The organism is Kribbella sp. NPDC051770 (assembly GCF_040681455.1).
Lineage (GTDB): Bacteria > Actinomycetota > Actinomycetes > Propionibacteriales > Kribbellaceae > Kribbella.
On the sequence record NZ_JBFAYT010000002.1, the window covers coordinates 722,937 to 748,376 of the forward strand.

Genomic DNA, 25,440 nt, shown 5'->3' on the forward strand with positions numbered 1-25,440 from the left:
TTCAGGGCCCGAAAGCGCGCCGCCACCGCAGGGCGGGCTGCCTGCCTCCCGCTCCGCTTCGCTGCGCTCCTGGGCGCGTCCCTTGGCTTTGCGCGCACGTGCCAAAGGGTGCCGGGTCGAAGACAGCAGGACTCGCCATCAACGCCCGACACCCTGTCGATGCACCACCTGCCCGGAATGGCCGGCTACCACCTCGCGCGGGTTGCCCAGACTGCCCGCCTGTCCTTTCCCGCATCGCCCCGCTAGCAATCATGGAAGGGACGCCCGGCAGCTATCGGGGCGATGCGCGAGGTCTGCTCGTACACTTGACACGTAACCGTCAATCTTCGGTCAGGGTGGCTCTGAGTTCCACGACCGATGTCAAGTCGGGGCCCGATCCAAAGACTTGCCGTAGCCCCTCGCCAGCACCTACATCCAAGATCTCATGAGCGGGGCTGAGACTCTGCGTCCCTGTATCAGAATCGAATGGCATGAGCATCGCATCACGGAGGCTGTTGATGAAGGGGGATCGTTCCTGCGACTTGAACAACCCTGGATCGATAATCGTCAGGTGAGGGTCAGCGCAAGAATTGAACCAACGGCGAACAGCGGCGTTAATATGATCGTCTCGGAAAGAGTATCCGACGATGGTGAGGTGATCCGCCGCTCGCAAGAATTCATCAAGTTCTCGGAGCATCGCGAGGAAGGGGCCATCGGAGCGCAATTTCTCTCTCTGTCCGAAGACCACGCCAATCCGGCCATTCGAGAGCCCGGTGTGGTCTCCTCGCGGACCAACGTGTATCCCCTCATCGGACATTGCACCGCGAGAGACAGATCCGAGCATCCAGTCGATTGATCCATGGAGTTTCAGCAACCGCACATCCGCGCCGGCTTCCCAAGACCAGTCGTATCCCCCAGACCATAGTGAAACACCGGTCGTCACTTCCATGCCTGCTCGGCCACATAGAAGTTCGACTGATCGGTCATAGTTCAGTGACGCAATCCGGATCGGTCCATCGCCGGTTTCCTTTATCGCGAGCAGGGGAGCGAGGTAGTCGACGGTGTCGCCTTCCAGTTCCAGGCAATCTCGGAGTGCGTCGATCATTTGGATCTGCAGCGATCGATAGACAGCGTCCGAGCGCCCACCGCCAATTGCGTCGCGAACCGCTCTATCAAACATGGTTTTCATGCTGAAAGAATTGGGGTGGACCTTGAGGAACTCTTGCTGGAGTCGACTGACAGCATTGCCGAATGGGTCTTGGCGAGAAATCCCCTCCAATGCAGGGTTCCAATTTGCTACGAATGGGGCGATCTCTAGCGAGTCCCGGTCGGACAGCATTCGGATGGCGGCAAAAAGGCGCTCTACATCAACGCCAGCGTAGACGCTGCCACCGCGAGCCGTATCGTGCGCAACCAGTGCGCCGATCGCAAAATTGAGCGCATGCGCGGTTTCGCGAACACCGCTCGTGCCGATAATGTCCGTGATCTTCCTCGTAAGGCCAACTGATGTGGGCAGCCCTGCCTCCACAGATGAGCCAGCCCCGAGAAGAACAACGTGCTCGCCAATGATCACCCTTCCCCCCAACTAAGCCTGCGTTGCGACAAAGCACCAGCGGTCTGCGTGGAGATCCGCTGATTCGTGGATGCCATCATGCACCCTAGACGGTCGCCCAACCGATCTGCGGCGAACCTGACTGCCCGCCCACCAGATTGCCCACCATTTTGAACGGCGAGCAGTGCCAACCAACGCGAATCGTCGACGGCTACTCTCTGTAAGACTTCCCAGGTCAAGCCGAAGATTCGACCGACGATGCACACCGCTGAATAGCCTGGATGCCCAATCCGCGGGTTGTCGGTTTGAATCCGAAGGGACCTACAAGTACAACGACGTCGCCTTCGACGACCACAGTGCTACCGGCGCCTTCGGCGCGGGCGCCTACCGTGGGTGCCCACCGAGCACCGCTGGCGGCTTGCGAGCAGGGTTCCTCGAAGCCGCACTGAAAGTAGAGCCGCAACTGATCGCGCCGATCGGGTGCGACTACACGCAGGCATCGATCCGGTGACCGCCGGCGGGCGTCGGACGCAGCTGGAGCCGCCTTGACCGACGAAACCCGGCTTGCAAGTTGTTGCAGAAGGGGTTCTGTCGTGGCGGTTGCTGCCGCAGGCTGGTGCGGCTGAGGTTGCTGCTACGACGATGAGGGGTCGTAAGGATGATCAAGAGGTCTGTTTCTGTTGCGGTGGCGTTTGCCGCTGGGGTGGCGTGTCTGGCTGCCGTTCCGAGCTCGAGCCAGGCGGCTGTCAGTGCGTACCCGACGGCTGACTTCGATGTGCCGTACGGGAACACCTACGCGAAGGGCACCGTGACCTTCTTCAATCGCGGGGTCGCGGCCACGGTTTCGTTCAAGTCGGTGAGTGCGAGCGACTGCCGCTGGGTGCGGGTTGAGGCGCTCAACTCGCGTGGGCATCAGATCGATGCTGGGTCCTACGGAATCACGCCCAGGGTCTGCGGCGATGCGATGACATGGGACGTCCGGGACGTGCCGGCCGATGTTCCCGGAGGCGCCGCCTCGGTCCGCGTGGTTCTCTGGTCGTCGAGCACCATCGACGGAAGCGAGAGGCCCCTCGCTTCGCAACGGGTCTTTCCCTAAGGGGATCGGCGCGCGGGAGCGAACAACCCGCCCAACGCCATCTCGGGGACACCATCGTGAACGACAGATCGAGGCTCCTCGCAACCGCGAGGGGCCTCGATTGTTTCCAGCGCTGATCGCAGCGCCAGCGGCTCGTCCTCGACGGCGCCTTTCGGGTCCGCTTGGGAACTTGGCGATCCGGCTGGTTCAGAGGTCTTTGCGATTGAAGGACAACGCGGCAAGCCCCCAGAGCATGGCTACCGAGAGGACGACCCAGGCGAGGTACGCCGGGGTTAGGGACGCTGGGCCGAGGAACGGGAAGGCCTGGCCGCCTTCGTCGCTGGTGAATTGGGTTAGGGCTGCGGGGTCTTGGAAGGCGTGCATGGCGCCTCGCCAGAGGGCGTCGGTGGGGAGGAGGATTCGGGAGAGGGTGCCGATGTGGGCGATGGCTTCGTTGCCTAGGGAGGCGCCTATGCCACCTACTACGCCGGCTACCCAGGTGGTGCCGAAGAGGCCTACTGCTACTACTCCGGAGGCCATGGGGGAGATGGCTGTGGAGAGGAGGGTTGCGAGAGTTAGGAGGACTGTGGTTTGGGTGGCTAGGAGGAGTAGGGCTCCGATGGGGTTGGGGGGCCAGTAGCCGGTGGTGGCTAGGACTACTAGGCATTGGGCTAGGCCTGCCAGGACTACGAAGCCGGCGCCGAAGATGACTAGGCCTAGCCATTTGCCTAGGAGGAAGGCGCTTCGGCGGATGGGGCGGGCCAGGACGGTTAGGGCTATGCCGGATTCGGTTTCGCCGGCGAGGGTGGGGCCGGTTAGGAAGGCTGTGCCTAGGGCGGCTATGAGGCTGAAGCCGAACATTACGAGGTTCAGGAGGATTGAGGCTGTTAGGCGGGCTTCGCCTGAGGTGAGGGTGCCGCCGGATTCTGCTGCCAGTTTGGAGAAGCCCCAGGCTGAGAGGGACAGCAGGAGGACGGTGAGGATGCCCAGCGCGAGCAGCACTCGGCGGCGGGAGGCTTCGCGGAGGGTGAGGGCGGTGATGGTGAGGACTGTGGTCATTGGTCTGCCTTGCGGAGGATGCCCAGGAGGCGTTCTTCGAGGGTGATTCGGCCGGGTTCTACGGCGTGGATCTGTACGCCGAGGGCGGCCAAGTCGCTGACCAGTTGGGGGACGGTGGCGTCGTCGTCTGCGGGGAGGGCGACGGTGGTCCAGTCGCCGGAGTGGTCGAGAACGGTAGTCGCAGTGAGGCGCGCCTCAGCGGCAGGGCTGACGTCCGTCAGGTGCAGGCGGACTTCGCGTTGGCCCAGGAGCTCGGCGAGGGTGCCGGCTGCGGCAACCTTGCCGTGGTCGAGGATGACTACTCGGTCGCAGACGCGTTCTACCTCGCCGATCAGATGAGAATTGAGGAGTACGGCGACTTCGCGCTGCTTCAGTTCGAGGACGATGTCGCGGACGTCGGCGCGGCCGAGCGGGTCTAGGGCGCTGGTCGGTTCGTCGAGGATCACGAACTCGGGGCGGGCGACGAGGGCGACGGCCAGGCCGAGGCGTTGTTGCATGCCTTTGGAGAAGCCGCCGACTCGGTCGGCGGCTCTTTGGCCCAGGCCTACTAGTTCCAGTGCGGCTTGCCTGTCGGCCTTCGAGATGTCGGTGCGGGCGAGCTTTACGTGAAGGGTGAGGACTTCCGCGGCGCTCAGCCAAGGCTGGTAGCGGAAGAGCTCGGGGAGGTAGCCGACCCGGGAGCGCGCCGAAGGCTCGTACGCCGGGCGCCCGAGCAACGTGACCTCGCCGGCGTCCGGTGCGACCAGGCCGAGGAGCATCTTGATCACCGTCGTCTTGCCGGCGCCGTTCGGGCCGAGTAGGCCGACTACCTCGCCGCGGGCGACCTCGAGTGAGACGCCGTCGACCGCGATCCGTTTGCCGTACCGTTTCCGTAGCCCAGAGCAACTAACAGCGTGCTCCACCGCCGTACGGGATACAGCGTCGACGGCGTTCAGCGCAGGCCCCGTGCGACGTCGAGCACCTCGGACTTGTCCAGCGATCCCGCAACAGCGGTGACAACGCCGCCGGATACCCACACCACCGCGGATACCGACCGGTCTCGCGACGTCAGAACCGTTGCCTGGTGCCCGTTCACCGACTCCGACGACGTGGTGACCTGGTCTTCCGGAACAGGCAGCGGCAGCGTCGAGCCGTCCGCGCTGAACGTCTTCAGCTTCGCCGCGACGTCAGCAGGGATCCCCGGCAGCGACAGCAGATAGTCCCGCGCCGTAGCAAATTCGATCCCCGACGAGTGCGCCGTCGGTGCGACCGCGCGGCCGACGAGCAGCGCCGGCATCCCGCTCGTCGACTCCCACAGCTGCCCGACGCCAGGCCCGGCATCGAGTCGCAGCGGTTTACCGTCCAGCCCGGCAGGGGCCGGAGGCAACTTCTTCCCGGCCGCCTTGGTTGCCTTCGCCTCCGAGTACGTGAAGGTCACGCTGACCTTCCCACCCACCTGGTACGTCGGCGTACCGGTCACCCCGCTCGGCAGCTTGCTCACCTCGGGAACGTCGAGCCCTGACCGCTTCGCAGCGGCCGCCGCGTCGTCCACCTTGCGCACGCCGTTCGCGCCGGTGATCTGCACGTCGCCGTACGCGCGCAGGTCCGGCAGCGCGACGAGATCGGCCGCGCTCAGGCTGATCGGCGCGACCTTCTCGGTCTGGAAGATCGGCAGCCAGTCCTTCGCGGCCGCCGTACCGGCGCCGGCCATCACCACAGCCACAGCCAGTACGGCGACCGCGGGCCGCGTCACCAGGGTCGTCAATCTCCGAGGCAGCTTCTCCATGCATTGAAGATCGCTCATTATCGATCGAAAGTCAATAGACGATCAGCCTGCCAGGCGCCCTCCGCACAGCTCGACGGTCCGGCCGGCGAACCGCCGCGCGAGCATCCGGTCGTGCGACACCACGACCAGCGCACCCCCGTACGCCGACAACGCGTTCTCCAGGTCCTCCACCAGCGCCGGCGACAGGTGGTTGGTCGGCTCGTCGAGCAGCATCAGGTCGACCGGCCGGTGCAGCAGCCGCGCCAGATCGAGCCGGCGCAGCTGCCCGGTCGACAGCTTCCCGACCGGCGTGTGCAGATCGTGGTGCCGGAACAGCCCGAGCCCGAGCAACGCGCCGCGATGCTCGTCCGGCGTACCGCCGAGCCCTCTCGCGTACGCCGACAGCAACGGCTCGCCAGGCCGAGTGACAACGGTCTGCTGCGGCAGCCACCCGATCCGCGCCGGCCGTCGTACGTCGCCCTGGTCAGGTGCAAGATCCCCGGCCAACACACGCAGCAACGTGGTCTTCCCGGCGCCGTTCGGCCCGATCACATGCAGCCGATCACCCGCCTTGATCTCCAGGCTGCGGACATCGAGCCGCCCGTCGACCTTCACCTGATGCAGGTCAGCAAGCGTGCTGGTCCGGGAAGACCCTCCCGCGACCTTGGCCGTGAAACGCATCGGCGCAGGCGGCCGAAGTACCGGCTCCTCCTCCAGCCGCCGCACCCGCTCCTTGGCCTGCCGAACGCGCGCCGAGATCTGCTTCTCCACGTTCCGCTGATGCCGCCCCGGCGCCTCCGCATCGGGCCGCGGCCCCGACGCCAGCGTGTTCGCCGCCTTCCGCGCGAGCTCCTTCTGCCGAGCCAGCTCGACCTGCCAGTCCTCGTACTCCTGCTCCCACCGCAGCCGCGCGGTCTGGCGCGCCTGCAGGTAACCGGCGTACCCGTTCCCATGCCGTACGACGACCTGCTGCTCCCCGTCGACCTCCCACAGCGCCGTCGTCACGCGCTCGAGGAACACCCGATCGTGCGACACGACCACGAGGCTCCCCGGATGGTTGCGCAGCCGCTCCTCCAGCCACTCCAGCGCGGACGCGTCGAGGTGGTTGGTCGGTTCGTCGAGCAGCAGCAGCTGCGGCGACGCGGCCAGGATGCAGGCCAGCCCGAGTCGGCATTGCTCGCCTCCCGACAGCGATCCGAGCAGCCGGTCGCGTTTGATGTCAGCGAGGCCCAGCCCGTGCATTGCCGACTCGACCCGCGCGTCGGCGGCGTAGCCGTCGCGGGCCTCGAACGCCTCCAGCAGTTCGCCGTACGCCGTCAGCAGCTCGTCGAGATTCGCCGGCTCCGAGCTCAGCGATTCCTCGGTCTCCCGCATCCGCGTCTCCAGAGAACGCAGCTCGGCCAAGGCATGGTCGACCGCGTCCTGAACGGTGTCGCCCGGCGGCAGCTCCGGGGTCTCCGGCAGGTAACCGATCCCACCCGGTACGTGCGTCCGGACCTGCCCGCCGTCCGGCCGGTCGATCCCGGCCAGCACCCGGATCAGCGTCGACTTGCCCGACCCGTTCTCACCGATCACACCGATCCGCTCGCCGAGCGCGACGGACTGGCTGACCCCGTCGAGCACGGTCCGCCCGCCCGGAGCGCGGACGACGTCCGCGAGCACGGCCTGGAAGTTGCTTGTGTCCCTCATCAGATCTCACTTCTCGGTCGCAAACGACAGATGAACACCGAGAACGAGGAGTCGTGGATCAGCGCAGCACTCGACCCGTCCGGGCGCGACACAGAAGGTCGACGGCCCGCGACTCCCCGCAGGGGATCAGACGAAGAAGTAGTAGTGCATGCCGGAAACGGTAGCCGAGCAACTGCTCGGGCGCTGCTGATTTTTCGCGGCCGACCGGCGTACGCTCGGACGATGACACCCGGGCGATCGCCCGCCGGGCTGATCGGGCGGCGGGACGAGTGCCGAGCCCTCGACGTCCTGCTGGAGGGCGCGAAGGCCGGCCACAGCGCTGCGCTCGTGGTCCGCGGCGAGGCCGGGATCGGGAAGTCAGAGCTGCTCCGGTACGTCGCCGAGCGCACCCCCGAGGACCGCCTCGTCCGGGCCGCCGGTGTCCAGTCCGAGATGGAGCTCTCGTACGCCGGACTGCAGCAGCTCTGCAGCGCGCTGCTCGGTGGTCTGGACCACCTGCCCGGCCCGCAGCGCGACGCGCTCGCGACCGCGTTCGGCCTGCGCGAAGGACCGGCACCCGACCGTTTCCTGGTCGGCCTCGCGGTGCTCAGCCTGCTGGCCGATGCCGGAGGCAACCAACCGCTGGTCTGCCTGGTCGACGACGCGCAGTGGCTCGACCGCGCGTCGGCGCTGACGCTCGCGTTCGTCGCGCGCCGGCTGCTCGCGGAGTCGGTCGTGCTGATGTTCGCCGTCCGCGAGCCGACACCCGACGAGACCCTCACCGGGCTGCCCTCGCTGCTCGTCGAAGGGCTACGGGACCGGGACGCGCGAACGCTGCTCGACTCGGCCGTCGCCGGGCCGCTCGACCAGCGGGTGCGCGACCGGATCGTCGCGGAGTCGCGCGGGAATCCGCTGGCGCTGCTCGAGCTGCCGCGCGAGTGGACCGCGGCCGAGCTGGCAGGCGGGTTCGGGGAGCCGGATGCGCGGCCGGTGCCGAGCCAGCTGGAGCGGGAGTTCCTGCGGCGCGTCGCGGCGTACCCGGAGCAGACGCGGCGGTTGATGCTCACGGCCGCGGCCGAGCCTGCGGGCGACGTACGGGTCCTGCGTCGGGCCGCTGAGCGGTTGGGGATCGATGTCGAGGCCGCCTCGGCGGATGCCGCGGAGCTGCTGACGCTGGGGACGCGGGTGCATTTTCGGCATCCGCTCGTCCGGTCAGCGGTCTACCGCGCGGCGTCGCAGGCCGAGCGGCAGCAGGCGCATCGGGCGCTTGCGGAGTCGCTCGACGCCGCGAGCGATCCGGATCGGCGGGCTTGGCATCGCGCACAGGCTGCGGGCGGGGCCGACGAGGAGGTCGCGGCGGAGCTGGAGCGGTCGGCGGAGCGGGCGCAGGCTCGCGGCGGGATCGCTGCTGTCGCGGCATTTCTCGAGCGGGCGGCGGAGCTGACCGACGATCCGGTACGGCGTTCGCAGCGGTCGGTCGAGGCGGCGCAGGCGAAGTTCCGGGCGGGGGCCTTCGAGCCGGCGGCGTCGCTGTTGACGGCGGCCGCGGCTGGGCGGCCTGACGATTTCACGCGAGCGAGGATCGACGTACTGCGGGCCGGGATCGCGTTCACGCAAGGACGCGGCAAGGAGGCGCCGGCGCTGCTGCTCGGTGCTGCGCGGCGGTTGGAGCCGCTGGATGTCGGGGTGTCGCGGGAGGTGTACCTGGAGGCGGTCGCGGCGGTGATCTTCGCCGGGCATCTCGCCCGAAATCCTGACTGGCGGGATATGGGCGCGGCGGCCCGCGAGGCGCCGGCCGCCGAGCAGCCGCGGGCGACCGACGAGCTGCTCGATGCGCTCGGCGTACGGCTTGCGGACGGGTACGCGGCATCGGTGCCGATGATCGAGCGCGTCCTCACGACGTTCTCCGGCGACGCCGTACCGGTCCAGGAATCCCTGCGCTGGCTCCTGCTGGCGGGCGTCATCGCGGCCGACCTCTGGGACCTCGACCGCTGGCACCAGGTCGCCGCGCGCCACGTCGCGATCATCCGCGAGGCCGGCGCCCTCAGCGAGCTCCCGCTCGCCCTCGACTCCTCCGCCGTCACCCACGTCTTCGCCGGCGAGCTCACCACCGCGGCCGCGGTGATCGAGGAGGTCCGCGAGATCAGTACGGCGATCGGCAGCAACCAGCCACCCTTCGGGGCGCTCGCCCTGGCCGCCGTACGAGGCCAGGAACGCGAAGCCCGCGCGATCATCGACGCCACCATCCTCGAAGCCGCCCCCCACGGCCAGGGCCTCGGCGTCACCGTCGCCCACTACCACGACGCCGTCCTGTGCAACGGCCTCGCCCGCTACGACGAGGCGATCACAGCGGCGCAGTCCGCTGCCATCCACCCCGAAGAGTTCGGCGCCCCTCGCTGGGCCCTGGCCGAACTGGTCGAAGCCGCTGTCCGGACCGGGGCAACCGACGTCGCCGCCGACGCGCTCGGGCAACTCACCACCGCGACCGCAGCCTGCGAAACCGAATGGTCTCTGGGCATCCAGGCCCGCTCCCAAGCTCTGCTGGCCGACGACCCTGAACCCTTCTACCGCCAGGCGATCACTCACCTCTCCCAGACCCGAGTCCGCGTCCATCTCGCCCGCACTCACCTCCTGTACGGCGAGTGGCTGGCCCGACAGCCTCGCCGCGTCGACGCTCGCGAACACCTCACCACCGCCCACGAGATGCTCACTGGCTTCGGCGCGGACGCGTACGCGGAACGAGCCGGCAGGGCCCTCCACGCCACCGGCGCCAAACTCCGCCCGCGGACCGCGACCCCGACCAACGCCCTGACCTCGCAGGAGTCCCAGATCGCTCACCTGGCCGCGACCGGCCTCACCAACGCCGAGATCGGCACCCGGCTCTTCCTCAGCCCGCACACCGTCGACTGGCACCTGCGCAAGATCTTCAGCAAGCTCGGCATCACGTCCCGCCGGGAGATCCCGACTCCGGCCTGACGGACGGCCCGTGACCTTCGTCACCCGGCGCACCCCGTCACGGCGGTGACCGTTCGACGCGTGCACCCCTGCGGTGGTTGTGTTTTGACGAAGTGTTCACTCGGGAAGGAAGAAAAGTGCGTTTCGCAGTTACCCGCAACCGGGCCGCCCTCGCCCTCGGACTGGCCGGGCTCCTCGCCGCCGGGACCACGACCGTCGTCGCCGTCACCGGACCGGAGTCGTCGCAGGCCGCCACCCAGTCCGCCGCGGGGACGGTGTCGGCCACCCGGAAGATCACCTGCAACGACACTCCCGGCAGCAACCCGTTCTACGACAAGCCGTCCGCGTCGAAGATCTACGACGGTGCCTTCAGCAACAGTGCGTCGCTGAAGCCCTACCTGGACAAGTACATCCCGCAGGGCATCGGCACCTGGTGGAACTGGTCCGGCAGCAAGAACCTGCTGCTGGTCGGCATGTACCACAAGGGCCAGAACTCGATCATCGTCGGCATCGACCCGGCCACCAACAAGGCCGTCGGTTCGGTGCAGATCGCGGAGAGCCACGCCGGCGGCATCACCACCGCGCACGGCTGGGCGTTCGTCCAGGGCAGCACCAGCGGCATCCGCAAGTACAAGCTGTCGACGCTGGCCGCCGCGATGAAGAAGGGCGGCGTCCCGTACGTGAAGGCGACCGGCTCCGAGCGCAAGGTGTACGGCGCGTCGTTCCTGACCAGCTACGGCGACTCGCTGTGGGCCGGCAAGTTCAACGACAAGGGCCGCGACAAGATGTACGAGTACAAGATCAAGCCCGACGGCACCCTGGTCACCACCCGCGGCCCGTGGGAGATCCCGATGAAGACCCAGGGCCTGCTGGTCACCAAGACGCACTACATCTACAGCACGTCCCTCGGCCGCGACAAACTCAGCAACCTGTACGTCGTACGCCGCGGAACCGCCGACCTCGACAAGGCGAAGCTGAAGTGCTTCCGCGCCCCCAGCATGTCCGAAGGCCTGACCGAGTTCGGCGGCCGCGCCTACCTGGTCTTCGAGTCCGGCTCCTACGCCTACCGCAACGACCCGAAGACCAAGAACGTCATCTACAACCTGCACAAGGCACCGCTGTCGTCCCTGACCAAGCTGGTCTAGACAAGCCCTCACCGGACGGCGCCACGCTGGTTGCGTGGCGCCGTTCTGCGTCTACTTTCGTCAGCCAGTTCTCGATGAACGCGTTGACGACCCCTGGAGCGTCCTGGTGGGCTCGGTGACATCATTCGGCTCCAGGGCTTCGTGAGGCCCGCGTAGGCGTCCCGCGTCAGATCACTCCGAACGATGCGGCGGCTCGATGCCGTACTTCTCGATCACGAAGCGCCAGAACAGCGCGACGGCGTCAGCCGACGGCCGTTCGACGACCTCGTCGTACCCGGTGCTGGAGAGATGCTCGATGCGTACATGACCGCCCCGTCCGGCCGGTCTCAGCGACCCCGGCGCTCGCACGACGATCAGATCGCGAACGGGCTTCCTGAGCGGGCGCGGCGCGACCATGAGGTCGTGCATCGAAGTACTCCCCGCGAGCACCTCGTCCGCGTTCGCGTCGATCACGCTGTCGATCACATCGACCAAGTACTGAAACTCCGGGCTCCCGGCCGCCATCCTGCCCAGGAACGCTCTGATGTCGCCCCAAGGACGTTCACCGAACTCATACGCCCAGGCCCGATCCGAGCTGCCGATCCCCCACCGCGCCATGGTGAAGTGTCTCGCAGTATTCACGGTGCCAGCAATTCAATTTGGATGGTTTCCGGCGATCTTGGGGCCTCGCCGGAAAGGAATGAGGTGCAGGCTTCACCGAGCCGCCCCGACACGTTCCTCGCCTCCTTGAAGCCTCTGACGCTGACCAGGGCAACCCGGCGGTCAGCAGGCAGATCCCAGCGGATGCGGCGTAGCAGCCTCGCATAGCCGGTCGTCGCTGCCGCGAAGGCCACGACGTCGCCGTCCGACGCCTGCGCCCGCCTCCGAAGCAGGTCCTCGAGAAGCATCGGCGGCCAGTCGCTGCCGGAGAGGATCCGTCCTGGACGACTGGTCAGCGCGCACAGGCGCGGGATCTACCGGTCATCTAAGGCCCGAGAGCGGCGGGCGTGGAATCGCCCAGCCGCAGTCGCCAGCGGCGATCATGGGCACCTCGGTAGGCGCCTCAAAAAGAAGCTGTCGCCGCCGGAGGCGGTGTCGTTTTAGGTCAACAACCCATCAGCGCAAGCGCGCGATGCCGCCGTACTCGATCCACTCCTGGGTGAGCTGCCGCGGGATGTCCTGGTCCTCCTCCGGGCGCCAGGTCGACACCTCGACCAGCCCGGGCTCCAGGATGTCCATGCCCTCGAACCAGGCGGCGACGTCCTTTTCCTCGCGGACGCGGCCCCAGTGGCCTTGGGTGACCTGGTCCATGATCTTGGTGACCGAGTCGCGGATCCTGGCGTCCTCGCTGACCAGCTGGCACATGACCAGGTAGCTGCCGGGGACCAGGCGCTCGGCCGTACGGCGTACGACGGCCATCGGGCCATCGGTGTCGCTGTCCGGGATGCAGTGGAAGACCGAGTTGAACAGGACCGCGACCGGCTCCTTGAAGTCGATCAGGCGGAGCGTGTCGGGGTGGGTGAAGATCGTCTCGGTGTCGCGCATGTCGGCCTGGATGACCGTGGTGCGCTCGTCCTCGACGAGCAGCGCGCGGCCGTGCGCGAGCACGACCGGGTCGTTGTCGACGTAGACGACCTCGGCCGCCGCGTCGACCTTCTGGGCGACGTGGTGCACGTTGTTCTGCGTCGGCAGACCCGAGCCGATGTCGAGGAACTGCCGGATGCCGTGCTCCTCGGCCAGCACCCGGACGGCGCGCTGCAGGAACTGCCGGTTGTTCACAGCCAGGGCACGGGTGCTGGGGACGACCTTGTCCAGCTCCTCGACAGCCGCGCGGTCAGCCGCGAAGTTGTCCTTTCCGCCGAGGTAGAAGTCGTACATCCGGGCCGCTGTCGGAATGGACTCGTTCACCGTGGACTGTGACTCAGGCTGCATGGACCTTCCCCAAATTCGGAGCTGCGCGGAACGAACCGCCGGCCGACGACACCTTACTAGTTCCTGGTCACTAGCGGTATCAGCAGGCCACGCCAAGTGACAGCTCCGCCGTACGCCGGCCTCGGCGATCGAGGCCGGCGTACGGCGATCAACAGGTGATCAGCAGGCGATCAGTGAGCGGTCAGCAGGGCGTGATGCCGCTGTAGCTGTAGCCGTGCCAGTAGTCCTCGATGGCCCAGGCCCCGGCCGTGCGGGTCTCGCCGTTGCCGGTGTTCCAGTGGAAGGTGGCGACGGTGTGGCCGGTCTGGTTGTTGACCCACGAGAAGAAGTCGGTCTCGAACGGGTAAAACCGGCAGTTGTAGAAGGTGTACTTGGTCCCGTTGAAGTTGCCGCGTTCGTAGACGCAGAAGTTTCCGTACGCACAGGTCTGCCAATCGCCCGCGGCCTTCTCCTGCCCGGGGTACGGGATCGTGGTGTCGCCGCCACCGTCGGCCCACACGACCTTGTTCGGGGCCACCTGCTCGCCACCCCGAACCGCGAGCTCGGCATCGACGGCGCGCTGCAGCTCCTGCTGCTGCGCGACGGTGAGCTGCTGGTACGACGAAGCGCCGGCCGGCAGCACCTGAGCCGTCAACGGAAGCGAGACGGCAAGAGCGGCGACAACCGCCACCGCACGAGAACGAAGGGACATCTGGGACCTCTCGGATCAGGGGCGGATCTTCGGGACCCCGAACCTAGTCGAACCCAGGTTCACCATTTAGTTGCAGACAGCAACATCATTGCTTGCCCAGAGCCCATAGTTCGGCCCGGCCACGCTCCCCGGCCGAAGAAAAGCGTTTGAACCTCGGCGCGGTTCACCGAAGACTACGGCGATGGACTGGAACGCCGAGATCCGCCGCCAGGTCGAAACCCACTGGACGACGCAACTGCGCCCCCGCCTCGAAGGGCTGACCGATCCGGAGTACTTCTGGGAGCCCGTCCCGGACTCCTGGACCGTCCGCCGCGACGGCGACCGCTTCACCGCCGACTTCGCCGTACCGCCGCCCGAGCCGGCGCCGGTCACGACCATCGCCTGGCGGCTCGGGCACTTGGTCGTGGTGCTGAGCGGGATGCGTGCGATGCCGCCGTTCGGCGGCGAGCCGGTCGACTTCGCCACCTTCCCGTACGCCGGTACGGCGGCTGAGGCGCTCGCGCAGCTGGACGCGGCGTACAGCGCGTGGATGGGCGACGTCGAGCGGCTCGGCGTCGACGGGCTGACCGCGGACACGGCGACCGAGGGCTGGCCGGTGGTCGCGATCGTGCTGCACGTCCAGCGCGAGCTGCTGCACCACGGCGCGGAGATCGCGCTGCTGCGCGACCTGTACCGCGGGCGCTAGTCGCCGAGTTCCTCGAACAGAGTCAGCTGGATGCCGCCGGGAGTTTCCAGGCGCGCGTTGAGCGAGTTCCACGGGGTCAGCGTCGGCTCGGCGATCAGCGAGGCGCCGGCCTCGGTGAGGGTGCGCGTCGTACCGGCGGCGTCGGTGACCTGGAGGGCGAGCCGGAACTGGCCGGCGACGCGCTTGCCGACCTCGACGCGGTCGATGTACTCGGCGTGGTTCGGGTCGGTGATCTCCAGCGTCGCCCGGCCCGCGTCGAGGATGGTCACGCTGCCGTCCTCCGACGAGTAGGCCTCCTCGGTCGGCAGGCCGAGCACGTCGCGGTAGAAGGCGACCGTCTCGGCGTAGTCGGGGGCGGTGACGACCAGGCGCAGCTGCAGCACATTCTCGCTCATACCGCGATTCTGGCCCCGGAAAGGGCGACCGGCGAGCGAAATTCCGTACCCGGGACCTTTGCGCGCGGCAAGCACCGGGGAAACCGGTCGCCGACCGGTGATTCCGGTGCGCGGCCGGCCCGGAAACCCCAGCCCGCACAGGATTACCCGCAAGCAGGTATTTGAACGGTGACATTGATGCGTTCGCTTGACAACGCTGCGTGAAATCCGGGTCTTGTGCGCACGCGAAAGCCGGTGCTGTCATGACGTCGGCAATCCGCCACTGCCAAAGGGAGGAAAGATCATGGAGAAGAAGACCGAGAAGCCCGAACCGCGCAAGATCATGGTCCGCAAGCTCGAGAAGCTCGAGACCACCGCGATGATCATCTCGGACCCGGGCTGCCGCAACGAGCTCTGCGGCTAGTTCAGCAAGCACCGGGGCGCGGGCTCATCACCCGCGCCCCGGTGCGCCCGGTCCTGGGGAGGGGGCACGCGTGCAACGACCGAAGATCAAGGGGATCCACAAGCCGGTCCGGCTGACGCCGGCGCTGGTGAACATCGGCGGCCGGCAGGTCGGCATCGGGGCCGAGATCGACGACGAGGACGGCGCCCTGTGGACGCTGCTCGGGCTGATGGACGGCACCCGGGAGCGCGCCGGGATCGTCGCCGAGCTGGTCGAGCGCACCGCGCTGACCGCCGACGAGGCCGCGGACATGCTGGAGACGATCATCGCCGCCGGGTACGTCGAGGACGCGGCCGCGCCGCCGCCGGACGACCTGAGCCCGGACGAGCTGGACCGCTACGACCGCGCCTTCAACTACTACGCCTGGGTCGACCTGACCCCGCGTCCTTCCCGGTACGCCGTCCAGGCTCAGCTGAAGCGCAGCCGGGTCGTCGTACTGGGCCTCGGTGGTACCGGATCCGCTGTCGCGTCGTCACTCGTAGCGGCCGGGGTCGGATCCGTGCACTGCGTCGACTTCGACGTCGTGGAGGCCGGGAACCTCACCCGCCAGCTGCTTTACACCGAGGACGACCTCGGCCGGCCCAAGGTCGCGACCGCGGTTCGCCGGCTCGGCGCGATCAACTCCCACGTCCGCGTCACCGGCGAGGAGACCCGCGTCGAGAGCACCGACCACGTCGCCCGTCTGATGCGCGACCGCGACCTGCTGGTGCTCTGCGCCGACCAGCCGATGGACAAGATCCGCGACTGGACCAACGAGGCCGCGCTGCGCAGCAACACCCCCTGGATGATCGCCCAGTACGCCGGTCCGATGGCGGTCGTCGGGCTCTTCGTCCCCGGGCAGACCTGCTGCCAGGCGTGCCTGCCGAGTGTGCGCGACCGGCTCGTCGATCAGCACGGTTTCGAGCCGGAGGAGCTGTTCCCGTTCCGGGGGCACGCGGTGATCGCGCCGACCGCGAACCTGACCGGGCACCTGGCGGCGCTCGACGCGATCTACCACCTGGGCGGGATTCCGCCGAGCACGCTCGGGAAGATGTTCCACCTGAGCCTGACCGACCTGACCTACCACTACGCCGTCCGGCCGACGCCCGGCGAGAAGTGCGGGACCTGCGGCTGGGTCGGCGAATGAGCGAGGTCCGCACCGCCGGGCTGACCGCCGAGAGCGTGATCGCCGTCGACCACCTGGTCGTCCGGCGCGAGGACGAGGACGAGTACGTCGTCGGCGATCCCGCGACCGGCACCTTCGTCGTCGTACCGGAGATCGGCGCGCGACTCGTCGAGCTGCTCGGCCAGGGCCGGACCGTGGCCGGGGCCGGCGCCGAGCTCGAACGCGAGACCGGCGAGCAGATCGACGCGCTCGACTTCGCCGAGGTGCTGCTCGACGCCGGGATCATCACCACCCAGCCGCGGCCCGCCGCCCGGCACTGGTCGGCGTCGCGGATCCCGGCGTGGGTGGTCCGGCCGCTGTTCACGCCGCTCGCCTGGGTCCTGTACGCCGGGTGCCTGGTGACGGCGCTGCTGATGTTCGCCGTCGAGCCGTCGCTGCGGCCGACGTACGAGGACACGTTCATCTTCCCCGACATCGTGCTCAGCCTGCTGGTGACCAACCTGGTCGTCGTGGTGCTCACCATCGTGCACGAGCTGTGGCACGCGTTCGCCGGTGCGGCTGTCGGCGTACGGTCGCGGCTGCGGATCGAGCGGCGCGGGATCTTCCCGGTGCTGGAGACCGACCTGACCGGGCTGTGGGCGCTGCCGCCGGCCAAGCGGTACGGGCCGTTCCTCGCCGGGATGGCGATCGACAGCGTGATCCTGTTCGCCGCGGTCGCGCCGCGGTACGCGTGGTCGCGCGGCTGGATCGACCTGCCGCCGGGGCTGATCCGGCTGCTCGCGATGGTGGTGCTGAGCCAGATCGCGAAGCTCGCGTTCCAGACGCTCGCGTACCTGCGCACCGACATGTACTTGGTGATGGCAACGGCCACCGGCTGCGGAAACCTGCACCAGGTCACCCGGCTGTCGCTGAAGAAGCTCGTCCGGCGGCTGAAGCCCGAGGAGCAGGTGATCCTGCGCGACGCGAGCCCGCGCGACCTGCGCGTCGCGCGCTGGTACCGGCTGCTCTACCTGACCGGCTTCACCTGGATGCTCTGGTTCGCCTGGCACTTCTTGTTGCCGAGCGCAAAGGTCACGTTCGGCTGGGCGTTCGGCGTACTGGTCGGTGCGCCGATCGCGAGCCTGTACTGGTGGGAGGGTGTCGTGCTGCTGCTGTTCACCTCGGTCAACGTGTTCCTCCCGCTCTGGGTGGTCGTCCGCAACCGGCGGCAGGCCGCGCGATGAAGACGCGGAAGTACGGCGTACTGGTCGGCATCATCGTCACCACACTCTCGGTCCTGACCATGTCGAGCTTCGCCTTCGGCGTGCTGCTCGGCCAGTTCGGCGACAAACAAGCGCTGCCCTGCAACGAGGTCCCCGGCACGCCGCAACCCTTCGAGGGCAACCGCCACATCGCCTACCAGGGCGCGCCGCACGAGCCGTACAAGACGCTACCCCCGACGTCCGGCCCGCACTCCCCTCGCGTCGTCATACCCGGCATCTACCGCAGCCCGATCACCCCCGAGCTCCAGGTCCACATCCTCGAGCACGGCCACGTCCTGCTCCAGTACGCCGACGACGTCTCACCCGCCGACGTCGAACGCCTGGAGTCCATCGGCCGCCGCTACCCGCGCGACGTCGTCGTCGCGCCGTACCCGGAAATCGGCCACGGCATCGCCCTCACCGGCTGGCAACGCCTGCAACTCCTGCCCACCTTCGACGCGGACAAGATCGAGGCGTTCGCCACCAAGGTCCCGACCCGCTACAACCACCAGTGGCGCGACGGGGCAACTGACTGCGTCACCGGATAGGCCGCCAGGGCAGGTGCTGGAGGGTCCACGTGTTGCCGTCGGGGTCGGCGAAGTAGGCGAACTGGACGCCGCGGACGTCTTCGACCGGCTCGACGTCGATGCCGTTGGCGATCAGGCGGTTGCGTTCGGCATCGATGTCGGCGACCACCAGGTGCAGGCCGCGGAGCGTCCCGGGCTCCATGTCGAGTTTGGGGAAGCCGGTGGAGAGTTTGATCGACACGGACGAGCCGGGTGGGGTGAGCTGGACGACCCGTACGCCGGGAGCCGGCTCGACGTCGACGTCGAGGGTGAAGCCGACCTGGTCGGCGTAGAAGGCCTTCGAGCGGTCGAGGTCGCGGACTGGGACAGGGACGAGTTCGAACTGGAGGTTGCCGGGGGTGACGGGTGGGTCGGTGGGCATGTCGGGGCTCCTTAGACGAGGGCTTCGCCGCCGTCGACCGGGATCGTGTGGCCGGTGACGAAGGTGTTGGTGAGGGTGAAGAGGACGGCCGCCGCCACGTCCGGCGCGGTGCCGATGCGGTGGGCGGGGTTGGTGGTGGCGCGGTCGGCGAACAAGGCGACTTTCTTGTCGGGGCCGAGGGCGTCGTAGGCGCCGGTGTCGATGGTGCCTGGGGAGATGGCGTTCACGCGGAGGGGTGCCAGCTCGACGGCCAGGGAGCGGACGACGGTGTCGACCGCGGCGTTCGTCGCGCCGACGGCGAGCATGCCGGGCATCGGCTTGCGGGCGGACTGGCCGGAGAAGAAGACGAAGGAGCCGTCCGGCGGCATCAGCGGGGCGAAGTGTTTGGCGAGCAGGATCGGGCCGGTGACCTTGGTGGCGAAGGAGAGGGCAATCGTGTCCGGCTGCAGGTCGGCCAGGGCTCCGCGGGCTCGGGCCGACGCGGTGGAGACGACGTGATCGACCTTGCCGAGCGAGGCCGCGAGGGCTGCGATGGAGGACTCGTCGGTGAGGTCCACCGGGTACTTTTCTGAAGTACGTCCGGCAAGGATCACGTTGACACCGGCCTCAACCAGCATTTCTACGGTCGCTGCCGCGATGCCGCTCGGGCGGCCGATCACCAGGACTGTGCGGTCGTGCAGGCTCATCTCAGTGCTTCCCATCGGTGATGTCGCGGTCGACGCCGTGCGGGCGGACCTGCTGGCCGGGCTCCAGGTGCAGCTGTACGCCGTCCAGGTACACGTCGGCCTTGTCGGGTTCGAAGGAGATCAGGTCGCGGACGCGGCCGACCTCGTCGTACGCGTCGCGGTAGGACCAGGCCGCGCGCTCGGCGCCGGCGACGTCGTAGTAGTCGGCCATGCCCTTGTACGGGCAGAACGTCTGGCCCTCGACCGCGCTCAGCGCGCCGTCCTCGATGTCCTCGCGCGGGACGTACCAGCGCGGGGCGAAGCCTGACTCGTACAGCACGACCGGGCGCGTGGTCTCCGCGACCACCCGGTCGCCGACCCGCACAACCAGGTGCCGCGACGTGTTGCGGATGTCGATGCGGTGGTACTGGTCGGCCGCGTGGCCGAGGATCCGCTCGTCCTCCTCGTAGAAGGCGTCCATCGCGCGCCACGCGAACGCGACCCGGCCGGCCAGTTCGTCCGCGTACTTCGGGAGGTCGACGTGCTGCCACGCCGCGCGGTCGGTGCTGCCGACGGTGTACCAGGTCGTCGCGCCGAGATCGCGGTGCTGGGTCTGGCGCGGCGCCTCGGTGAGGACCTCGGCGCGGACGTCGGCGAGCGGGAAGTAGGCGACCGGGTAGCGGCCGGGTTCGTGCAGCAGGATCACGTCCTCGCTGTCGGCGATCCACTGGCCGTCGTACTGGACGCGCATCCGGCGGCGCAGGCGTTCGGCGTACAGGAGTCGTTCGGGGAGCGGTTCGGGGGTGAGGAAGCGGCCGACCGGGCCGGCGCCGAGCGGGCCTTGTTGCCAGGACAGTCCCATGAGAAGTTCCTTCCTAATGTTGAAATCTGGGATTAAGTATTAGTACGATGCTGCCATGAACACAAGGCCTAATGTCAACGAGCTGCTGGACGAGGGCTTCGCGATGGGCGGTGAGCGACTGGTCGCGCTGGATCTGGCCGACACCGAGATGCTGGTGCCGAATCCGTCGATCGATCTGCTGGAGCCCGCGGGGCAGCGGGAGAAGTGGTGGGCGCTGCAGGCCGGGCGGCTGCCCGAAGGGCCGATCCCCGATGTCGCTTCGACACGGAGGATCCGGTCGGCGGTGCGGGAGGTGCTGGATGCGCACCTGGCCGGGCGACGGCCGGAGGCGACGGCCGTCGAGGATCTGAACGCGGCATCGTCGGCGGCGCCGCAGAGCGTCCGGCTCGATGACGGAGAGCTGCAGGTCCGCTACCACGTCGAGTACGGCGGGAACGCGAAGCTCGCGGCGATCGCGCGGGAGACGATCGAGCTGCTCGCGGACGCGGAGCAGCTCGCGCTGCTGCGGCGCTGCGCGAACCCGGAGTGCTCGATGCTGTTCCTGGCCGAGCACAAGCGCCGGCAGTGGTGCGTCGGCTCGATCTGCGGCAACCGCACCCGCGTCGCCCGGCACTACGAGAAGACCCGGAAGCAGTCATGAGCGTCCACGAGGACACCGCCCGGCGTACGGCCGGTTTCCACGAAGGCGAGCTCGCGGTCCAGCGTCGCGCCGGAGTCGAGTACGACGCCTCCCGGCTGGAAGGCATGCTGCGGCCTCCGTTGCTCGACGGCGGCGCCGCCAAGTTCCTGGCCCAGCGCGAGTTCGCCGTGATCACCGCCCGCGACCCCGACAGCCGGCTCTGGACCTCCCCGCTGCACGGACCCGCCGGCTTCCTCGAAGCCGCCGGTACGACGCTCGCCGTGCACACCGCGCCGCCGGCGGGCGATCCGCTGCACCTGCTGCCCGCCGACCAGCCGGCCGGCCTGATCGTGATCGAGTTCGCGATCCGCCGCCGCTTCCGCGTGAACGGGACGCTCATCGTCAGCCGGCCGGACCTGCTCGCGATCAGCGCCGACCAGGCGTACGGCAACTGCCCGCAGTACATCCATCCCAGGCCATTGCCCCCAGCAACGGAGCGGCAGGTGACCGAGATGACCAACGGGCTGCTCGGCCAGGAGCTGATCGAGCGCTCCGACACCTTCTTCCTCGGCACCACCCACCCCGAGCGCGGCGCCGACACCTCGCACAAGGGCGGCACCGTGCACATCGACGGTGACACCCTGTGGTGGGCCGACCAGCCGGGCAACAACATGTTCAACAGCCTCGGCAACCTCACCACCGACCCGACCGCGGCGCTGCTCTTCGTGGATTTCGCGACCGGGGACTCGCTTCACCTGTCCGGGCGGGCGACCATCGACTGGGACGCTCCGACCGAGACCGGCCGGGCCGTCCGTTTCACCCCGACCCGGTCGGTGCTGACCTCTGGAGGATCGTGATGGCCACCCTCGTCTCGCTGAACGTCGGGATGCCGAAGGACGTCGAGTGGGAGGGCCGTACGGTCCACACCGGGATCTGGAAGTCCCCGGTCGACGGCCCGCGGATGGTCCGGCGGCTGAACGTCGACGGCGACGGGCAGGGCGATCTCGGCGGGCACGGCGGCGAGATCCGGGCGGTGATGGTCTACCAGCTCGACTCGTACCGGCACTGGGAGGAGCACTTCGGCCGCGAGCTCGAGTACGGCGTGTTCGGCGAGAACTTCACCGTCGACGGGCTGCCCGACGCCGAGGTCTGCATCGGCGACCGGTACCGGATCGGGACCGCCGAGTTCGAGGTCACCCAGCCGCGCGTGACCTGCTACCGGGTCGGCATGCGGACGGGCGAGCCGGAGCTGCCGTCGCTGCTGGTCAGCCACCGGCGGCCGGGGTTCTACCTGCGAGTGATCACCGAGGGCATGGTCGAGGCGGGTGACGAGATCGTCCGGACGCGGGTCGGGCCGGAGCAGCTGTCGGTCGCGGACGTGGACGGGCTGCTCTACCTGCCGGACCGCGACGAGGAGAAGCTGCGCGCGACGCTGCGGGTCCCGGCGCTGAGTCCGGGGTGGGTGGGGTCGTTCCGGGAGCTGCTGGAGAAGCCCGTTGAGGCCCCACAGGTTGGATGGGCCGGGTTCAAGCCGCTGACCGTCGAGCGTGTCGTGCGCGAGAGCCCGACGGTCGTGTCGGTGCACCTGACCGGCGACAAGCTGCCGTCGTACCGGGCGGGGCAGTACCTGACCGTACGAGTGCCTGGGCCGGCCGTGCGGAGTTACTCGTTGTCGACGGCACCGGGCGGTACGGCGTACCGGATCAGCGTGAAGCGGGACGGGGTGGCCAGCCGGTACATCCACGAGCAGCTGAAGGCCGGGATGACGCTCGACGTCGCGGCGCCGCGCGGTGAGTTCGTGCTGGAGGACGAGGACGGGCCGGCGCTGCTGGTGTCGGGCGGGATCGGGATCACGCCGGTGCTCGCGATGCTGCACACGCTCGCGGCCTCGCCGCACCCCCGGCCGGTGTGGTGGATCCACATCACCCGCGATCCCGCGTTCGGCGAGGAAGTCGACGAGCTGCTGGACGCGCTGCCGGAGATGCACCGGTTCGTCTACACCCACGGGCGGCCGACCCCCGACGAGCTGCGGGCGCTCGGCGTACCGAAGGACGCGACGGCGTACATCTGCGGGCCGACGGCGTTCATGGACGACCTGCGCGGGCTGCTGACCGAGGCGGGTCTCACGCGGATCCACACCGAGCTGTTCGGGGCGCTGCCGCCGATCAACCCGGGGCTGGTCGGGCAGACCGTCGTACCGCCGCACGCTCCGGCGGGTGAGCCAGGCACCGGGCCGCTGGTGACGTTCGCGCGGAGCGGGCTGTCGGTGCCCTGGTCGGATCAGCACGGGTCGCTGCTGGAGCTGGCGGAGGCGTGCGACGTACCGGCGCGCTGGTCGTGCCGGACCGGTGTCTGCCACACGTGCGTGACCGATCTGGTGGCGGGCGAGGTCTCGTACGAGCCTCAGCCGCTGGAACCGGCTCGATCCGGGCAGGTGCTGCCGTGCTGCGCGCGCCCGGCCGACGATGTGGTGATCGATCTGTAGGGGCATGATGGTTGCCGTGAGTGAAGAGCTGACGCCGGAGCTGGCGGCGACCATCGAGGAAGCGTTCGCACGACGGAGCCGGGCCAACATGGCACCGACCATCGCCTTCTTCGAGGACCTGCTGCGCGAGCACCCCGGCAACCCGTACGTCCTGTACGAGGTCGGCGGCTCCTACGACACCGACGGCCAGGAGGAGAAGGCGCTCGTCTACTACGAGCGGGCCCTCCCCGGCCTGACCGGCGACACCAGGCGACGCTGCCTGCTCCAGTACGGCAGCACCCTGCGCAACCTGGCCCGGTACGACGAGTCGCTGGACGTCTTCACCAAGGCCTGCCAGGAGTTCCCGGAGTCCGACTCCCTCCGCGTCTTCAAGGCCCTCACCCTGCACGCCTCCGGCCGCAAGGACAAGGCCCTCGCCTCGCTGCTCCTGGTGATCGCCGACCGCGTCGACACCCCGGAGATCAAGCGCTACGAGGCCTCCATCCGGGGCAACGCGGACTACTTGTACTCGCAGTAGCTAGGGCTGCCGACCGCGCTCGGTGCCGGCCGGCCCAACTGGTGCCAAGATCAGAGATGGCTGAGCACCAGATCGCAGTGACGCTGGACAGCCGGCAGCCCACGATCGGCGACCTCCACGGCTCCAGGAGCATCTCCGAGCATCGTCAACGCATCGGCGAAAGCCTGGGGGAAGGCCGCCGCGAGGTTGCCGACCCGCGAACGAACCAAGTCGGGGTCCAGGCCCAGAACCGCGGCCGCCTTGTCCCACTGCTTGGCGAAGATCTGCGCCGGATGCCGCACGCCGCCGATCGACAGGGCGACACTTCGATCGACTTGCTCGTTCTCGTACGCCAGCCCTGTGGCCAGGTCGTAGAGCGGCGCAACCCAGGTCCGTCCCGGTGCCCGTAGCAGGGAGATGTTCTTGGAATGACCGTCCGGGGCACCGGCCACCAGGTTGATGATCGCGAAGTCCGCGAGCGCCAGCAGGTCGTCAAGCAGCACTGTCGATTCGCGCTTCAGCAGCCGAACCATGTCCCGCAGCCCCGGGCCTCCCCGCGACTCGTACTTCTGGGCAGGCATCCGACCCAGCGCCTGGCAGAAATCCTCCTGATGGATCCGGGTCACCGCCCGCGCCGGATCCGTGGTTCGGTCGAACCGTTCGACGACGATCGCCCACTGGTCGTCGAACTGCTTCAGCTCGCTGCGCGCGATGTCGACGCCGATCGCGGCCGCCGCGGCCATCGTCGCGTGCTCGACCAGCGCTTGATGGAACAGTGCCTGGATCCCCGGCTTGACGATGTGAGTCGTCGCGGCTGAGCCGTACGCCGTGTGCCACTTCCCGTCGATCCGGGCGAGGGCGAACTTCTCCTGCTGCCCGCCGAGCGACCAGCGCTCGTCAGGCATGGTCCAGGACGCCGGCCGCGTCGCCAGTGCCCGCAGCCGCTCCCCGATCTCCGCGTCGGTCACCGGTTCGTACTCGCACCCGCGGGTGAGCAACTCGTCAACACGGGAGGGCTCGCTGAACTGGACCGCTCCCGGGCAGTCCCAGCCCATCGCCGCCAGAATGCCGAACAGGTCGTCCGGGCCGGTCCCGAGCCTGCGCGACCACAGGTCGAGCGTTGCCGGATTCTCGGGCAGCAGGCCGCGCAGATAGGGCTCGGTCCGCGAGCCGGGGAAGGTCGTGACTGCGAGCGGCAGACGTGCGGTGAGAGCGACCTCGCCGAGGCTGGCATAGCTGTCGGTGTAGCCGAAGGTCGCCGCGGACCGCTCGTCGGTCCGGTCGAGGTGACCGACCACGTCGCCGTACAACAGGACAGCCAGCCGGTCACTCATCGTCAGGCTCCGCGGCCGGCTGGATCCCCCATGAACGGCGACGTGCCTCTGCCTCCGCCTCGCCCAGTTGGCGCAACCGTTTGTCTGCGTCCGGGTAGGTCGCTGCGATCAGCCGGGCTGCTTCGAGACCTTCGGCATCGACTGCTCTGTTCGCGGTCTTGGAGTCGGTCAGGGCCAGGCTCAGGCCGAGCGCCTCCACGAGGCGCAGAAGTTGCTCGAACTCAACCCCGCGGTGTCCTGCCTCGACTCTGGCCAGCCACGAACGCGAGACTCCAGCGCGCTGCGCGACCTCCTCCTGACTCAGTCGCTGCCGGTGCCGCGCCGCATGGAGGGCGGACCCCAGTTTGGTCCAATCACTGATGATGATCTCGGCCACCGCGGACA

At 68.5% G+C, this 25,440-nt stretch carries 26 protein-coding genes; 11 read left to right on the top strand and 15 right to left on the bottom strand.

Annotation, left to right across the window (positions count from 1 at the left end; all coding sequences use genetic code 11):
• Window positions 1-319: 319 nt before the first annotated feature.
• A complete protein-coding gene (locus tag AB0M01_RS10165) occupies window positions 320-1,552 on the bottom strand; it encodes an SIR2 family protein (RefSeq protein WP_363667601.1) in 1,233 nt (410 codons plus the stop codon).
• Window positions 1,553-2,189: 637 nt separating this feature from the next.
• On the opposite strand from AB0M01_RS10165, the gene AB0M01_RS10170 reads away from it, so the two are divergent.
• Window positions 2,190-2,627 carry a hypothetical protein gene (locus AB0M01_RS10170; RefSeq protein WP_363667603.1) on the top strand — a complete coding sequence of 146 codons (438 nt, stop codon included), beginning with the start codon at window positions 2,190-2,192 and terminating at the stop codon, window positions 2,625-2,627.
• Window positions 2,628-2,813: 186 nt separating this feature from the next.
• Here the strand turns inward: AB0M01_RS10170 and AB0M01_RS10175 are convergent, their stop codons facing one another.
• Genes AB0M01_RS10175 through abc-f form a run of 4 tightly spaced genes read right to left on the bottom strand, consistent with a single transcriptional unit; the run spans window position 2,814 to window position 7,098 of the window.
• The gene (locus AB0M01_RS10175; RefSeq protein ID WP_363667605.1) at window positions 2,814-3,665 is read right to left on the bottom strand and encodes an ABC transporter permease subunit; all 852 of its coding nucleotides are present in this window, start codon (window positions 3,663-3,665) and stop codon (window positions 2,814-2,816) included.
• Complete coding sequence (locus AB0M01_RS10180; RefSeq protein ID WP_363667607.1) at window positions 3,662-4,567, bottom strand: ABC transporter ATP-binding protein; 906 nt, start codon at window positions 4,565-4,567, stop codon at window positions 3,662-3,664. Before AB0M01_RS10180 ends, AB0M01_RS10175 begins: the two co-directional genes overlap by 4 nt.
• A gap of 29 nt (window positions 4,568-4,596) precedes the next feature.
• Window positions 4,597-5,430 (bottom strand): hypothetical protein, encoded by an 834-nt coding sequence (locus AB0M01_RS10185; RefSeq protein ID WP_363667609.1) that lies wholly within the window; start codon window positions 5,428-5,430, stop codon window positions 4,597-4,599.
• A 42-nt stretch (window positions 5,431-5,472) separates the two neighbouring features.
• On the bottom strand, window positions 5,473-7,098 hold the full coding sequence (abc-f, locus tag AB0M01_RS10190; RefSeq protein WP_363667611.1) for a ribosomal protection-like ABC-F family protein: 1,626 nt from the start codon (window positions 7,096-7,098) through the stop codon (window positions 5,473-5,475).
• 222 nt (window positions 7,099-7,320) lie between these two features.
• Between abc-f and AB0M01_RS10195 the strand changes: the two genes are divergently transcribed.
• Complete coding sequence (locus AB0M01_RS10195) at window positions 7,321-10,053, top strand: AAA family ATPase (protein WP_363667613.1); 2,733 nt, start codon at window positions 7,321-7,323, stop codon at window positions 10,051-10,053.
• Between the two features lie 116 nt (window positions 10,054-10,169).
• Entirely contained in the window at window positions 10,170-11,177 is a 1,008-nt protein-coding gene (locus tag AB0M01_RS10200) for a hypothetical protein (RefSeq protein WP_363667615.1), read from the top strand.
• Between the two features lie 171 nt (window positions 11,178-11,348).
• Here the strand turns inward: AB0M01_RS10200 and AB0M01_RS10205 are convergent, their stop codons facing one another.
• The 4 genes from AB0M01_RS10205 to AB0M01_RS10220 form a co-directional block, all read right to left on the bottom strand.
• The gene (locus AB0M01_RS10205) at window positions 11,349-11,651 is read right to left on the bottom strand and encodes a hypothetical protein (RefSeq protein WP_363667617.1); all 303 of its coding nucleotides are present in this window, start codon (window positions 11,649-11,651) and stop codon (window positions 11,349-11,351) included.
• A gap of 143 nt (window positions 11,652-11,794) precedes the next feature.
• Complete coding sequence (locus tag AB0M01_RS10210; RefSeq protein ID WP_363667619.1) at window positions 11,795-12,064, bottom strand: hypothetical protein; 270 nt, start codon at window positions 12,062-12,064, stop codon at window positions 11,795-11,797.
• A gap of 208 nt (window positions 12,065-12,272) precedes the next feature.
• On the bottom strand, window positions 12,273-13,064 hold the full coding sequence (locus AB0M01_RS10215) for an SAM-dependent methyltransferase (RefSeq protein WP_363667621.1): 792 nt from the start codon (window positions 13,062-13,064) through the stop codon (window positions 12,273-12,275).
• Window positions 13,065-13,269: 205 nt separating this feature from the next.
• Window positions 13,270-13,779: a hypothetical protein gene (locus AB0M01_RS10220; RefSeq protein ID WP_363667623.1), complete on the bottom strand. Its 510-nt coding sequence runs from the start codon at window positions 13,777-13,779 to the stop codon at window positions 13,270-13,272.
• A 181-nt stretch (window positions 13,780-13,960) separates the two neighbouring features.
• On the opposite strand from AB0M01_RS10220, the gene AB0M01_RS10225 reads away from it, so the two are divergent.
• A complete protein-coding gene (locus AB0M01_RS10225; RefSeq protein WP_363667625.1) occupies window positions 13,961-14,464 on the top strand; it encodes a DinB family protein in 504 nt (167 codons plus the stop codon).
• Here AB0M01_RS10225 and AB0M01_RS10230 read toward each other — a convergent pair.
• Window positions 14,461-14,859 (bottom strand): VOC family protein, encoded by a 399-nt coding sequence (locus AB0M01_RS10230; RefSeq protein ID WP_363667627.1) that lies wholly within the window; start codon window positions 14,857-14,859, stop codon window positions 14,461-14,463. The genes AB0M01_RS10225 and AB0M01_RS10230 overlap by 4 nt on opposite strands.
• Before the next feature lie 473 nt (window positions 14,860-15,332).
• Here AB0M01_RS10230 and AB0M01_RS10235 point away from each other — a divergent pair, with 473 nt between their 5' ends.
• From AB0M01_RS10235 to AB0M01_RS10245, 3 genes are read left to right on the top strand one after another with little or no spacing between them, the layout of a single operon-like run.
• Window positions 15,333-16,427, top strand: coding sequence for a ThiF family adenylyltransferase (locus AB0M01_RS10235; protein WP_363667629.1), 1,095 nt, complete (start codon window positions 15,333-15,335; stop codon window positions 16,425-16,427).
• Window positions 16,424-17,629 carry a PqqD family protein gene (locus AB0M01_RS10240; protein ID WP_363667631.1) on the top strand — a complete coding sequence of 402 codons (1,206 nt, stop codon included), beginning with the start codon at window positions 16,424-16,426 and terminating at the stop codon, window positions 17,627-17,629. The genes AB0M01_RS10235 and AB0M01_RS10240 overlap by 4 nt, the downstream gene beginning before the upstream one ends.
• Window positions 17,626-18,195, top strand: a complete 570-nt coding sequence (locus AB0M01_RS10245; protein WP_363667633.1) for a DUF3105 domain-containing protein — start codon at window positions 17,626-17,628, stop codon at window positions 18,193-18,195. The genes AB0M01_RS10240 and AB0M01_RS10245 overlap by 4 nt, the downstream gene beginning before the upstream one ends.
• Here AB0M01_RS10245 and AB0M01_RS10250 read toward each other — a convergent pair.
• The 3 genes from AB0M01_RS10250 to AB0M01_RS10260 are packed head-to-tail and all read right to left on the bottom strand — an operon-like array spanning window position 18,185 to window position 20,122.
• Entirely contained in the window at window positions 18,185-18,595 is a 411-nt protein-coding gene (locus AB0M01_RS10250) for a VOC family protein (RefSeq protein ID WP_363667636.1), read from the bottom strand. The genes AB0M01_RS10245 and AB0M01_RS10250 overlap by 11 nt on opposite strands.
• Window positions 18,596-18,606: 11 nt before the next feature.
• Window positions 18,607-19,281 (bottom strand): SDR family oxidoreductase, encoded by a 675-nt coding sequence (locus AB0M01_RS10255; RefSeq protein ID WP_363667638.1) that lies wholly within the window; start codon window positions 19,279-19,281, stop codon window positions 18,607-18,609.
• Window position 19,282: 1 nt separating this feature from the next.
• On the bottom strand, window positions 19,283-20,122 hold the full coding sequence (locus tag AB0M01_RS10260) for a DUF427 domain-containing protein (RefSeq protein ID WP_363667640.1): 840 nt from the start codon (window positions 20,120-20,122) through the stop codon (window positions 19,283-19,285).
• A gap of 55 nt (window positions 20,123-20,177) precedes the next feature.
• Between AB0M01_RS10260 and AB0M01_RS10265 the strand changes: the two genes are divergently transcribed.
• The 4 genes from AB0M01_RS10265 to AB0M01_RS10280 are packed head-to-tail and all read left to right on the top strand — an operon-like array spanning window position 20,178 to window position 23,743.
• Window positions 20,178-20,762, top strand: a complete 585-nt coding sequence (locus AB0M01_RS10265) for an ABATE domain-containing protein (RefSeq protein WP_363667642.1) — start codon at window positions 20,178-20,180, stop codon at window positions 20,760-20,762.
• Window positions 20,759-21,598, top strand: coding sequence for a pyridoxamine 5'-phosphate oxidase family protein (locus tag AB0M01_RS10270; protein ID WP_363667644.1), 840 nt, complete (start codon window positions 20,759-20,761; stop codon window positions 21,596-21,598). Before AB0M01_RS10265 ends, AB0M01_RS10270 begins: the two co-directional genes overlap by 4 nt.
• Window positions 21,598-23,226: an MOSC and FAD-binding oxidoreductase domain-containing protein gene (locus AB0M01_RS10275; protein WP_363667646.1), complete on the top strand. Its 1,629-nt coding sequence runs from the start codon at window positions 21,598-21,600 to the stop codon at window positions 23,224-23,226. The genes AB0M01_RS10270 and AB0M01_RS10275 overlap by 1 nt, the downstream gene beginning before the upstream one ends.
• Before the next feature lie 7 nt (window positions 23,227-23,233).
• A complete protein-coding gene (locus AB0M01_RS10280) occupies window positions 23,234-23,743 on the top strand; it encodes a tetratricopeptide repeat protein (RefSeq protein WP_363668098.1) in 510 nt (169 codons plus the stop codon).
• Between the two features lie 50 nt (window positions 23,744-23,793).
• On the opposite strand, the gene AB0M01_RS10285 is transcribed toward AB0M01_RS10280, so the two are convergent.
• Window positions 23,794-25,056 (bottom strand): HipA domain-containing protein, encoded by a 1,263-nt coding sequence (locus AB0M01_RS10285; RefSeq protein ID WP_363667648.1) that lies wholly within the window; start codon window positions 25,054-25,056, stop codon window positions 23,794-23,796.
• A complete protein-coding gene (locus AB0M01_RS10290; protein WP_363667650.1) occupies window positions 25,049-25,432 on the bottom strand; it encodes a helix-turn-helix domain-containing protein in 384 nt (127 codons plus the stop codon). The genes AB0M01_RS10285 and AB0M01_RS10290 overlap by 8 nt, the downstream gene beginning before the upstream one ends.
• Window positions 25,433-25,440: the final 8 nt, after the last annotated feature.